At 62.0% G+C, this 12,277-nt stretch carries 12 protein-coding genes; 9 read left to right on the forward strand and 3 right to left on the reverse strand.

The window, feature by feature from the left end; translation table 11 throughout:
* Window positions 1-46: 46 nt before the first annotated feature.
* The 6 genes from pqqB to FN060_RS18275 all read left to right on the forward strand — a co-directional run bounded on the left by pqqB (window position 47) and on the right by FN060_RS18275 (window position 5,470).
* Window positions 47-985: a pyrroloquinoline quinone biosynthesis protein PqqB gene (gene pqqB / locus FN060_RS18250; RefSeq protein WP_142589372.1), complete on the forward strand. Its 939-nt coding sequence runs from the start codon at window positions 47-49 to the stop codon at window positions 983-985.
* Window positions 982-1,740 (forward strand): pyrroloquinoline-quinone synthase PqqC, encoded by a 759-nt coding sequence (gene pqqC / locus FN060_RS18255; protein ID WP_142589374.1) that lies wholly within the window; start codon window positions 982-984, stop codon window positions 1,738-1,740. Before pqqB ends, pqqC begins: the two co-directional genes overlap by 4 nt.
* 23 nt (window positions 1,741-1,763) lie before the next feature.
* Window positions 1,764-2,033, forward strand: a complete 270-nt coding sequence (gene pqqD, locus FN060_RS18260; RefSeq protein ID WP_244665852.1) for a pyrroloquinoline quinone biosynthesis peptide chaperone PqqD — start codon at window positions 1,764-1,766, stop codon at window positions 2,031-2,033.
* Window positions 2,030-3,139, forward strand: coding sequence for a pyrroloquinoline quinone biosynthesis protein PqqE (gene pqqE / locus FN060_RS18265; protein WP_142589378.1), 1,110 nt, complete (start codon window positions 2,030-2,032; stop codon window positions 3,137-3,139). Before pqqD ends, pqqE begins: the two co-directional genes overlap by 4 nt.
* A gap of 371 nt (window positions 3,140-3,510) precedes the next feature.
* Window positions 3,511-3,978: a tripartite tricarboxylate transporter TctB family protein gene (locus FN060_RS18270; protein WP_142589379.1), complete on the forward strand. Its 468-nt coding sequence runs from the start codon at window positions 3,511-3,513 to the stop codon at window positions 3,976-3,978.
* Window positions 3,971-5,470, forward strand: coding sequence for a tripartite tricarboxylate transporter permease (locus FN060_RS18275; protein ID WP_142589381.1), 1,500 nt, complete (start codon window positions 3,971-3,973; stop codon window positions 5,468-5,470). Before FN060_RS18270 ends, FN060_RS18275 begins: the two co-directional genes overlap by 8 nt.
* 77 nt (window positions 5,471-5,547) lie before the next feature.
* On the opposite strand, the gene FN060_RS18280 is transcribed toward FN060_RS18275, so the two are convergent.
* From FN060_RS18280 to FN060_RS18290, 3 genes are all read right to left on the reverse strand, one after another.
* On the reverse strand, window positions 5,548-6,948 hold the full coding sequence (locus FN060_RS18280; RefSeq protein ID WP_183949792.1) for an MmgE/PrpD family protein: 1,401 nt from the start codon (window positions 6,946-6,948) through the stop codon (window positions 5,548-5,550).
* A 113-nt stretch (window positions 6,949-7,061) separates the two neighbouring features.
* Window positions 7,062-8,039 carry a Bug family tripartite tricarboxylate transporter substrate binding protein gene (locus FN060_RS18285; RefSeq protein ID WP_142589385.1) on the reverse strand — a complete coding sequence of 326 codons (978 nt, stop codon included), beginning with the start codon at window positions 8,037-8,039 and terminating at the stop codon, window positions 7,062-7,064.
* Between the two features lie 214 nt (window positions 8,040-8,253).
* Entirely contained in the window at window positions 8,254-9,285 is a 1,032-nt protein-coding gene (locus FN060_RS18290; protein ID WP_244665853.1) for an NAD(P)H-quinone oxidoreductase, read from the reverse strand.
* 188 nt (window positions 9,286-9,473) lie between these two features.
* Here FN060_RS18290 and FN060_RS18295 point away from each other — a divergent pair, with 188 nt between their 5' ends.
* From FN060_RS18295 to FN060_RS18305, 3 genes are all read left to right on the forward strand, one after another.
* Window positions 9,474-10,292 carry an IclR family transcriptional regulator domain-containing protein gene (locus tag FN060_RS18295; RefSeq protein ID WP_142589387.1) on the forward strand — a complete coding sequence of 273 codons (819 nt, stop codon included), beginning with the start codon at window positions 9,474-9,476 and terminating at the stop codon, window positions 10,290-10,292.
* A gap of 75 nt (window positions 10,293-10,367) precedes the next feature.
* Complete coding sequence (locus FN060_RS18300) at window positions 10,368-11,162, forward strand: HpcH/HpaI aldolase family protein (protein ID WP_142589388.1); 795 nt, start codon at window positions 10,368-10,370, stop codon at window positions 11,160-11,162.
* Window positions 11,163-11,373: 211 nt separating this feature from the next.
* Window positions 11,374-12,267 carry a beta-keto acid cleavage family enzyme gene (locus tag FN060_RS18305; protein WP_142589390.1) on the forward strand — a complete coding sequence of 298 codons (894 nt, stop codon included), beginning with the start codon at window positions 11,374-11,376 and terminating at the stop codon, window positions 12,265-12,267.
* The last annotated feature ends 10 nt before the right edge of the window (window positions 12,268-12,277 follow it).

A 12,277-nucleotide genomic window follows, 5' to 3' on the forward strand; every position in this document is an offset into this window, starting at 1 on the left:
GCATGCTCGTGACAGCCTTGGCGTTCGCCGTGGGGAGAGGCATTCGATGCGGCTGAAGATCCTGGGATCCGCCGCCGGTGGCGGTTTCCCCCAGTGGAACTGCAATTTCCGACTGAGCCGGGCGGCTCGGATGGGCGCCGAAGGTGTGAAGGCGAGAACGCAATCCAGTCTGGCCGCTTCTGCCAATGGCGCCGATTGGGTGATCTTCAATGCCTCCCCCGACATCCGCCAGCAGATCGCCGCCACGCCGGAACTGCAGCCTGCCGGGGATGCGCCGCTCCGCTCGACGCCGATCGCGGCGGTCGTGCTGACGAATGCCGATGTCGATCATATCGCCGGGCTTCTCAGCTTGCGAGAACGACAAGCGTTCGTCATCTATGCGACGCGGCGCGTGCTCGATGTGCTGGATCAAAACTCGATTTTCAACGTCCTTGATCCGAGGGTCGTTCAACGACGCGAGCTACCTCTAAACATCACCACCCAGGTCCTCGATTGGCAGAACAGACCGACGGGCCTTACGGTGGAGCCCTTCCCCGTTCCGGGCAAAGTGGCGCTGTTCATGGAAGACGAAAGCAAGGCCGACACCGGGTTCGGGACGCAGGCGGGGGACACGATCGGCGTCCGGATTGCAGCGGATGCTGAGAACGTCGCGGCCTTCTACATTCCGGGATGCGCCGCCGTCGATAGCGACCTGAAGACACGTCTACATGGAGCGCGCTGTCTCCTCTTCGATGGCACCGCCTATACCGATGACGAGATGCTCACTTCTGGCGTCGGCTCCAAGACGGGGCAGCGCATGGGTCACATGCATATTTCCGGCCCGGACGGCTCGGCGGAAGCCTTGGCCGATGTGGAGATCGGCCGCCGCATCTACCTCCACATCAACAACACCAACCCGATCCTCGACGAGAATTCCGCCGAAGCGGAGACGGTACGTGGAAGCGGCTGGGAGGTTGCCCATGACGGGATGGAGGTGGTGCTGTGACCGAGTTTGCGAATGCAGCAAGAGACGGTCTTTCGCCCGAAGCGCTGGAGAAGGTTCTGCGCGAGGTAGGAGCCAGCCGCTACCATAACCGCCACCCGCTGCATCACAAGATGACGGCGGGCTCGCTGTCGAAGGCACAATTGCAGGCCTGGGCGCTGAACCGCTACTGCTATCAATCAGTCATTCCTCGAAAGGATGCCATGATCATCGCCCGCGCCGAAGACCCTGCTTTCCGTGCCGAGTGGCGCAAGCGCGTCGAGGATCACGATGGCACCGACGGCTGGAACGGCGGCATTGCGCGCTGGCTGAAGCTGGCGACCGGCCTCGGCCTCGATGCCGACCTCGTGAAGAGCCAGAAGTCAGCACTGCCGGCCACACGCTTCGCCGTCGGCGCTTACCTGTCCTTCTGCACGGATCGTACGCTGCTGGAGGCGGTGGCCTCGTCACTGACCGAGCTCTTCTCCCCTGTGATCATCGGCGAGCGCGTTCCGGCCATGCTGGCGAAATACGACTACGTGACGGAAGAGATCCTTGAATATTTCCGGCCAAGGCCGGCGCAGGCCTCGCGGGATTCCGACTTCGCCCTGGCCTATGTGCTCGCAAATGCCGACACACCGGAAAAGCAGCAGGCGGTGATCGACGCCCTCGTCTTCAAGTGCGACGTACTCTGGGCCATGCTGGATGCCCTTGAGCAGGCCTATGGGGATCATGGCCATGTGCCGCCCGGCGCCTTCGATCCGAGCCGGCCACAATGATGCCGCGGCGGGGGCGCAGGATCGTGACTGCAAGTTCCATCCCGGTGCTGAAGCGCCATGTACGCCTGCAATATGATCCGGTCCGGCAGGCCTGGGCCCTCCTGTCTCCGGAAAAGGTGTTCTGGCCCGACGAGATCAGCCTGGACATTCTGAGGCTGTGCGATGGGAAGCACTCGGTCAGGCAGATCCTAGATCACCTGGCGTCTGTTTACGAAGCTCCGCCCGAAGAGATTGCAGAGGACGTTGAAGGCTTTCTCCAGGAATGGTCTGACAGATCTTTGGTGACCCTATGACCCAAGCGATACTTCCGCCGATCGGAATGCTGGCAGAGCTGACGCATCGATGCCCGCTGCAATGCGCTTATTGCTCCAACCCGCTCGAGCTCCTGAAGGCAAACCGGGAAATGGCAACGGAAGCCTGGCTTGCGCTGTTTGACCAGGCAGCCGATCTCGGCGTGCTGCAAATCCACCTGTCGGGAGGCGAGCCCACTCTTCGACCGGACCTGGAAGTGCTAGTAGAGCACCTGGCGCGCCGCGGCGTCTACACGAACCTGATCACGGCCGGCGTCGGCCTCGCCGAGGGACGGATGGAAGCGCTGGCACAGGCGGGACTGGACCATGTCCAGGTCAGTTTCCAGGGCGCATTTGCTCCAACGACCGAAAAGATCGGCAATCATCGAGGCGCCCACCAGAAGAAGATGGAAACGGCAAGGCAGGTGCGCGCCGCCGGCCTGCCGCTGACGATCAACGCGCCGATCCACCGGCACAATATCGAGGAAGTGCCGGCCTTCATCGATCTCGCCCTGGCCCTCGACGCCGAGCGCCTGGAGATCGCCAATGTGCAATATGCTGGGTGGGCGCTCCTCAACCGGAATGCGCTGATGCCGGAGCGCGCGTCGGTCGAGCGCCAGGTTGAGACGGTGCGCAAGGCCCAGGAAGACCTCCTCGGCATCCTGGCCATCGATTTCGTCACCCCTGATTATTTTGCCATGTATCCGAAGCCTTGCATGGGCGGATGGGCACGCGATGCATTCGTGGTCGCACCGGACGGAAGCGTCCTTCCATGCCATGCCGCCAGCACCATTCCGGATCTCGTCTTCGACCGCTTCGGAGACAAGAGCCTCGCGGAGATCTGGCATCAATCGAAGGCCTTCAACGCCTTTCGCGGGACCGACTGGATGAGCGAACCCTGCCGCAGTTGCGAGAGGAAGGAGATCGACTGGGGCGGATGCCGCTGCCAGGCGATGGCGATCGCCGGCAGCGCTGCGGAAACAGACCCCGCCTGTGCGAAGTCTCCGCTCCACGCACGGATGGCAACGCTGATCGATGAGGCCATGGCAGCGGATCGCGAGGAATTTCGGTATCGGCGTATCGGTTCGCCGGTTCTCGAACGTCAGTGACCTGCGGCCCCTTCAGAAGTAGCCTCCTTCCGCAGCCCCGCGATGGTGTCGAACCCGTCGCGCAACCAAAAACCCTCCGCGTTCTTGGTTCGCGGTGCGCTTAGCCCTCCCCCTGAGGCCATGAAGTTGTTCCCAAGTGACCGTTTGGTGGGAAGCACTAGACGCGGCATTCCGACGGAAAATGCACCTTATCCTCCCTCTTCCATTCCGAACATCGAAACGAACGTCTTTCGGTTTTGGCGCAGATGTAAGGTTTGCGTTACGAAGGCAGGGGAAGGCACTGGTACGCGCCCTCCTAGCGTATACTGAAGGGCAGGAAGACTTCAGGTTCCAGGAGCGCGGATCAGCCTGCCGGATAGTAAGGAGGAGGTATGAGTTTTCACGCTGATCATGCAGTCGGCATTCTTTTCATCGCGGTAGGCGGCATCGCCGCTTATCTCGGCATCGGATATGGCTTCGGCAGCCTTGCGGACATGGGCCCAGGTGCCTTGCCGGTATTGCTTGGCGCCACATTGTCGCTCCTTGGAGTGGCACTCCTGCTCCAGGCCGGTTTCGTCCACGAGGAGCGTACGGCGACCGAGCTCATGCCACGCGAGGAAAGGCGTCCTTTCCTTGCCATTCTTGCCGCGCTCCTTGCATTCGGGCTGCTTATCGACCGAGTTGGGCTTCTTCCAAGCCTCGTGGCACTCGTCGCCGTTGGTTGGCTAGCCGACAGCCGGGGACGGCTGAAGGAACTACCGCTCCTCCTCCTTGCCATTGCCGCGATCGTCGTCGCAATCTTCTATTTCGGACTGGGCATTCCCTTCCATCTGCTTGACTGGAGCATCGCCCGTGCCTGATTTCATCTCTTCGATCCTCCTGGGGCTGCAGGTCGCGGCAAGCGTCGACAATCTCTTTTACTGCCTGCTCGGCGTGATGCTCGGAACGGCAATCGGGGTACTGCCCGGGGTTGGGCCGATCATCACCATCTCGCTGCTTCTGCCGCTGACATTTGGCCTGCCCCCCACCGGCTCGCTTATCCTGTTGGCAGGGATCTATTACGGCGCGGCCTACGGTGGATCGACGACCTCTATCCTGCTCAATCTGCCGGGCGAGGCTTCATCGGCGGTCACCTGTCTCGACGGCCACCAGATGGCAAGGCGCGGCCGTGCGGGATCGGCATTGGCCATTGCGGCTCTCGGCTCCTTCTTTGCCGGCACGATCGGCACGGTGCTCATTGCCGCCGCCGCGCCGGCCATGGCCTCGGTCGCGGCACGGTTCGGTTCTGCCGAATATGCCGCGCTCGTCTTCTGCGCCCTGGTCGCCACGGCTTCGATCGCCAAGGGTGGCTTCATCAAGGGCATCGGGTCGGGCGTTCTCGGCGTGCTTATGGGTCTCGCCGGCGCCGATGTCGCCTCCGGCGTCTTCCGCTTCACCTTCGGCATCCCGGAATTGCGCGACGGAATCGATTTCGCCGTGCTGGCGGTGGGGCTCTTTGCGGTGTCAGAAATCATTACGACGATCGGCAGTTCCGGAAAGCCGGAGGTCGTGACGACGAAGGTCGGGCGGCTTTGGCCGAATGCCCAGGAGTTTCGCCTCGCATGGCCGGCCGTGCTGCGTGGGACGGCACTGGGTTCCTTCCTCGGCGTCCTGCCGGGCGCTGGTCTCGCGATGAGCTCCTTCTCAGCCTACATGGTCGAAAAGAGCATTTCCCGACAACCGGACCGTTTCGGCTCTGGTGCCGTCGAGGGCGTGGCCGCACCAGAGGCAGCCAACAATGCGGCCTCGCAGACCGCCTTCATACCGACGCTGATGCTGGGTGTGCCCGGAAGCCCGGTCATGGCTCTCTTCCTGGGCGCCCTGATGATCCAGGGGATCAATCCCGGGCCGAGCATGATCACCAACAATCCGGACCTATTCTGGGGCCTCGTCGGATCCATGTGGATCGGCAATCTGATGCTTGTCATCCTGAACCTGCCGCTGATCGGCCTTTGGGTAAAGCTCCTGACGGTGCCCTACCAGTGGCTCTATCTGTTCGTTCTCGCCTTCGCCTCTGTCGGGGTCTATTCGATCGGCTTCTCGTCTCTGCAGATCCTGACGCTCGTGATCTTCGGCGCCATCGGCTATGTCCTGAAGCGGGCCGACTGCAGCCTTGCCATGTTTATCCTCGGCTTCGTGCTCGGGCCGATGTTCGAGGAAAATTTCCGCCGCGCCCTGTCGCTGTCACGGGGTGATCCGATGACCTTCCTCAATCGTCCGATCAGTCTGACCTTCGTCGTGCTGGGCATCGCCATCCTGCTCGCCGCCACCACACCGCTGGTCAAGCGCGGGGCGCAGGAAGCAACGGACTGAGGGAAGTACCGGCTTCTGTTCTCTCACCCGTTGGTGGGATCCGATCGCCCATCAAGGATCGGCCCGCCCGTCCCTCCTCACGCAGAGGCGATCCAACGCCTCAGAGGGCGCAGGAGCCGACCGATGTCATCGACCTCGTCGAGCCTGATTAGAGCGCTTGCCAGCTCGTCCGCGCGGGATGAGGAAAGCACGCCGTCGACATTGCTTCTGAACTTTCGCAGATAATCTTCACGACCGATCGGGTTGCGGCTCGTTCCCGGCATGTCTTCGATCGTATGGGTCAGTTCGCGACCGTCACGCAAGCGGATCGAGACGCAGGCGCGCGACCTGCTGATATCGGCGGCCGCCACGGGATCCAGACGGTGGACGACCTTGTCTGCGACGGCATTGATCTGCGGATCGACTAGGCTTTCCGGCGCATAGGCGTTCTTGTCCATGCGACCGAGCACGAGCGCCTCGGCCACCGTGTGCTGCAGACTGATGCGTCCATGCCAGCTTGTCCGGGGCCGCCTCTTCTCCTCAACCGGTTCACAGACGGTCGCGAACGACCGCGGCATGATATCACAATACACGACCTCGATCTCCGCAGGGCTGAACTCATGGGCCTCGCACAATGCGATTGCGGCGGCGATGAATGGGATAAGGGTGTACGCGCAGGGATGGGCCTTCGATGCGATGTTCACGACCTCCCAGCGTTCGCCAAGATCATCGGTCAATGCGGAGAAACGGAATTCGGGAGCCGACTGAAAATGGCTCTTGAACCATCCGAACTTACCCTCGAAGACCGGATGTGGACCGGAGATGTCTTGGCCTGCCAAGGCAACGGCGCGGATTGCCGCCGAAGCCGCCATGCCCACATGCAGCGTCTTCGTCGACGTTCCGTCTTCGAAGGAAGCAATCGAGCCGGCCGACAGGCTGGCGGCTGTGCCAATCGCATGCATCGTCTGTTCGACCGGCAGGCGTCGCAGATGCGCCAGTCCCCAGACGGCACCGAAGATTCCGTAAGCGGAACTTGGGTGGAAGCCGACTTCATGCATCCGGATTGGCGAGATGAGACCGAGGCGGCAGAGTAGCTCGCTGCCCACCAGCACAGCCTCGAGAAGATCCTTGCCCGAAAGGCCGAGCCGTTCGCACTCGGGCAGAAGCGCCGATAAGACCACGCCAGTCGGGTGGATGTTGGACTCGATATGGGTGTCGTCAAATTCGAGAACTGCGGACATGACGCCGTTGAGGAAGGCCGCATTGGCAGGTGTGGTCGGCGCGACATCGGTGAGCGAGAAGGCTGGACCCATGGCACCATCCGACTCGGCGACCGCCCGGCGCGCGGCGCCGACCACACCGAGACCGCTCGAGGCGATCATCACACCGACCATGTCGAGGATCTGAAGCCTCGTATGCTCCAGAACCGCTTCAGGAACGGTCGTCGGAGAGAAACCTGCGACCCATTCCGCAGCGGCGGCATTGAGGGTCGTGGCCATTGGACGTCCGTCGAGCATTGGTGTCAGATTCCTTCTGCAGCCGAGACGAAGGCGATGCGCGCCAAACGGTGACGCGCATCTCGTTTTGTCTGGCCACCCCTGGTTTGGCGAGACTATTTTCTGCTGACTTCCATGCTCTTCAGAAGTTCGCCGAAATAGGCATATTCCGCCTCAAGCTCCTGCTGCAGTTGGGCGCCGGTGCGGAAGCGCGGCGAAAAACCGGCGCGTGTCAGCGCCGTCTGGAACTCGGGGCTTTCAGCCGCAGCCTTTAGGGCCCCCTCAATCATCTGCACCAGTTCTGGGGGTGTTCCTGCCGGTGCCATCACCGCCTGCCAGCCCCCCGTCCGGACGTCCTTTAATCCTACCTCCCGGAATGTCGGCACATCGGGGAAATCTGCAAGCCGGTTCTCGCTGGGCACTGCGATCGGTACCAGCTTGCCTTCCCGCGTGGGTGGAATGACCATGGCATCGATGACGAACTGCACGTCGCCCGACAACAGAGCCTGCACGGCCTGTGATGCGCCGCTATAGGGAATATGCCGCGCCTCGACACCTGCACCACGCAGAAACTCGACCCCGATGATATGTCCGGTCGAACCCAGGCCGACGGATGCATAATTCAGCATGCCGGGATTTGCCTTGCCATAGGCGACAAGTTCCTCGTAGCTCTTCACCCCGAGGGACGGCGGTACGCTCAGCATACGCACGGACTCGCTCACATTGGCAATCGCGACGAAATCCTTGAGCGGATCAAAGCCGATCTGGGTGAGATGCGGCGCTGTGGTGAAGATGGCGCTGCCGGCGAGAAGCAGGGTCGCCCCATCCGGCTTGGCACGCGCCGCCTTTTCCGTCCCGATCGTGCCACTTGCCCCGCCGATGTTTTCGACGACGACCGTCGTGTTGAGACGCTTGCTGATCTCCTCGGCGATCATGCGCCCGGTGATGTCACCGCCTCCTCCCGGGGCGTAAGGCACGATCATGCGCACCGTCTCGATCGGGTATTGCTCCTGCGCGAAGCTGCCGACTGCGCCGGTCAGCACGAACGCTGCCGCAGCCAGCCCCGATTTCACTCTCTTTGCCCAAACGACCATCGATTCCTCCTCACATCATGGTGTCCGCTTAAACACACAGTGGCAGCCACTCCAGGCAAATGCAAAAGCTCGCCGCGGTCGTTCCGAGCAGCGAAATCGGCACAAGTGCAGGGGGCCCGGCAAGCGTGCACTTGTCCGCAACAGAACCTCGAGGGTGACGCAGGTGCCGAATGTGGAGAATTGGGCGGCGTGGGATCGCTCGTTGTGGCATGTCTCATCGGGCGGAGGGAACTGCATGCGCAAGGCGTTCGTAGACGGCGAGCACAACCTTGCCGATCTGCCGGTTGGCGTCGAGAATTTCATGGGCGGCCGCCACCTCTTCCAGCGGCATTACCGAATAAACGCGAGTAACGATCTGGCCCGCCTCGATGAGCGGCCAGACATGAGCGATCAACTCCCGTGCCAGCCGGCCCTTGTAGGCCGGCGGACGCGGGCGCAGCGTCGAGCCTGTCATCGTCAATCGACGGCGCACGAGCGAACGAACATTGACCGTCGCCGTCTCCCCAAGATGGCTGGCGATAAAGACCAGGCGGCCGTCGAAGTTCAGGAGATCCAGCTGTCGCTGGGTATAAGAGCCGGCCTGGGCATCGAGTATCACATCCATCCCCTTGCCGCCGGCAAGCTCGCGGATCTGCTGATCCCATGGGCCGTGATAGTCGACGGCCGCAGCGGCACCCAAATCGATGCACACCTTCCGCTTTTCCTCAGTTCCTGCCGTCACATAGACGGTGGCCTTGCGCAGTATCCGTGCAATCTGGATGCCGGCGAGGCCGACGCCGCTCGTCCCGCCCTGGATGAGCAAGCTTTCCCCCTCCTCAAGGCGGGCAAGCCAGATGAGATTGTTCCAGGCCGTGAAGAACACCTCCGGAAGCGAGGCCGCCTCGGCGAAGCTAAGGCCTTTCGGCACCGGCAGGCACTGGACGGCCGGAACGGTGCAGTATTGCGCATAACCGCCACCATTGGTGAGGGCACAGACGGCATCTCCCTCGGCAAGGTCGCGGACACCAGCACCCACTCGCTCAATGATGCCGGCGACGTCCAATCCGAGGACCCCGCTCGCATCCGGCGGCGGCGGATAAAGGCCGCGCCGCTGCTGGATATCCGGCCGGTTGACCCCCGCGGCCACTACCCGAATCCGTACCTCACCGTCCCCTACGGACGGCTTCGGCCCCTCCACGATGCGCAACATCTCCGGTCCGCCCGGTCTTTCGACCTCGACAAAGCGCATTACGTCAACCGCCACCATCCATCCTCCTTCAGCCTCCAGCACGCCCTCCCGCAGAAGCCCTGCGCCAGAAGCACCCCTACCGGCATCCTCCGGCCATGGTACACCGGCGTCCCACCATAGAGATTGACACCCAATACTCAAAACGTAAGGTCCACTACGTTCCGCCAGACGGAATAGGAGGCTCGCGTCCTTGGGAGGAGAAGAGCATGGCAATCCGGGCCATTGAACGCGCCCTCCGCGTCCTTCAGGAAATGAACCTGCAGCCTATCAGCACGATTGCTCATCTGCACGCACGCACAGGACTTCCCAAGCCAACGCTGGTGCGTATTCTCCAAACGATGGAGGAGGCCGGCTATGTGGAGAACGATCACCGTCAGGGCGGCTATCAGGTGAGCGGTCTGGTTACGTCGCTGAGCTCAGGCTATCACAAGGAGCCGATGGTAGTGGAAGCCGGCCGCCCCTGGGCGATCGCAATCACCCGCAAATACAAGTGGCCGACCTCGATCGCTCTTCTCGACCATGACGCGGTGGTCGTGCGATTCAGCACAGTGGCCGAAAGCTCCATCTCGCCCTTTCACAAGACCGTAAACATGCGCCTGCCGCTGCTGACACGCGGTCTCGGGTTGGCCTATCTTGCGTTCACTGATCCCGAAGAGCTCAATCTGATCGTTGACATGCTGCGCAAGTGCGACGATCCCGAGAACGGGCTTGCCCATTTTCCGGACCGGCTCAAGAAGCGGCTGGAACAGGTCCGCAAGGCTGGCTATGCGACGCGCTCCTCCTTCGTCGAACCCAAAAACTCCAACACAATCGCCGTGCCCGTCTTCAACGAGGAAGGCCGTGCAGTGGCCAGCCTCGGGCTCACCTATTTCACCACGGCTTTCCGCTCCGAGAAGGAGGCGTGCGAGCGCTATGTGCCGGTTCTGAAGTCGGCTGCGTCGGAGATCCTCCTTGATCTCAAGCGTCTACAGGGTAACGCGCTCCAACCGTCGGTCACGACGCATCCCGAACGCGTTCCGACCTGAGAAACGGTCGGACTTTGCCTCGGACGGCATCAGAAAGCCCGCCTAAGATCGGCCAACACGATCTGAGGAGGCTTCATGAATCCGTCTTTCACGCTCTTCCGTCAACGGCTCGTCCAGCGGGAGGAGATGCTCGGGACCTTCGTCAAACTGCCCACGACCCAGGCGATCGAGATTTTCGGGGCGACGGGCATGGACTTCGTCGTCATCGACCAGGAGCATGCGCCGCTCGACCGCGCGCAGGTCGATCTGATGGTTCTGGCGGGCCGGGCGAGCAATATTGCCCCGCTGGTCAGGCTTGCCGACGCCAGCGAGTCTGGTGTGCTTTCCGCACTGGATTGCGGCGCCTCCGGCATCCTGGTCCCCCACGTCACAAGCGTGGAGAAGGCACGGTCGATCGTTTCTGCCTGCCGCTACGTCGGAGGTACGCGCGGGTTTGCGTCGATGACCCGGGCCGGTCTGTGGGGATCGAGAGACAGGATTGAACACATGCGAGCGCAAGATACCGAGCTCGCATGCATAGTGATGATCGAGGACCTGGAGGCAGTGGAGCATGGGATCGAAATCGCCTCCATCGAGGGTGTGGATGCGGTTTTCATCGGCCGTGGCGACCTGACCGCCGCCTTCGGAGATCATCCGGACGCCGCGCAGTTCGCCGCGGAGGCGGCAGTCCGCATTGCCAAGGCAACCAACGCTGCAGGAAAGGCGTTGGCAATCCTCGCGTCAACTCCGGCGGACGCGGCAGCCTTCCATGCTCTCGGAGCGACAGTGTTCCTGGTCGGAAGTGACCATAACTTTCTAAGATCATCTGCCGCAAACGTCCTTCGTGACTACGCGGTTTTCAAAGGAGACCAGTTGCGGCCGGGCGGCTGAATGTGTCCAGATTTCCCCGTCATCTCCCCGCACTGGTGGCCACCCCAAGCTCAAGCAAGAGCGGCCGATCCACAGTTAGTGCGTGGCCAGATCAGCCAGCAGTTTCTGCACGCGAAACGGTTTCCGAAACATTTTGTGGCCGGTTCGGTGGAATGCCAGGACGGGTCGCACGCGCTGCACAGGACTCATGTTCCGTGATCAGGAGTGAAATTTGACACATCCAACCATCATAACTTGCGCCGTCACCGGCAACATGACGACCGTTGATTCCACGCCCTACCTGCCCGTGACACCGGAGCAGATTGCCCAGTCGTGTCTCGAGTCGGTCCGAGCAGGGGCTGCGATCGTGCATATCCATGTCCGGCACGCGGATGGCCGGCCAAGCATGGAACTGCAGCATTACCGTGAGGTGGTGGAGCGCCTGCGATCTGCCGAGGAAGACGTCATCATCAACCTGACCACGGGGCCGGGACAGAGGTTTGTTCCGAGCGAAGCTGATCCTAGTGTCGCCGGCCCAGGCACTACCCTGACGGTGCCTGAGCGCCGTGTCGAGCACATTGCGGCTCTTCGCCCGGAGATCTGCAGCCTGGACTTCAATACGATGTATTCGGGCAATTCGGTGGTCATCAACACCCCCCGCAACCTTGGCATCATGACGGATATCATCCGCGATGCTGGCGTCCGACCCGAACTGGAGGTGTTCGACAGCGGCGACATTCAGTTAGCGAATGAGTTCATCCGAGACGGTCGACTGGATGCGCCTGCGCTATTCCAGATCGTGCTTGGAGTTCGTTACGGCGCAATCGCGACCCCGGAAACGATGGCCTACTTGAAGTCACTCCTGCCCACTGGTTCCCATTGGGCAGCCTTCGGAATCGGGCGTCTGGAGTTCCCGATGCTGGCACAGGCCTGGTTGTTGGGCGGTCATGTTCGTGTTGGCCTCGAGGACAACATCTATCTGGAGAAGGGGGTCCTGGCGAAGGGCAATGCCGAGCTCGTCGCCAAGGCGGCGCGGATCATCAGGGAATTGGGAGGAGCCGTGGCGACACCGGGGCAAACTCGCGAAATCCTCGGCCTCAGGAGACAGTTGCCCAAGGCGGCCTGACGAATTGCGA

The sequence above is a fragment of the Pseudorhizobium halotolerans genome (genome assembly GCF_902153235.2).
Taxonomy (GTDB): domain Bacteria; phylum Pseudomonadota; class Alphaproteobacteria; order Rhizobiales; family Rhizobiaceae; genus Neorhizobium; species Neorhizobium flavum.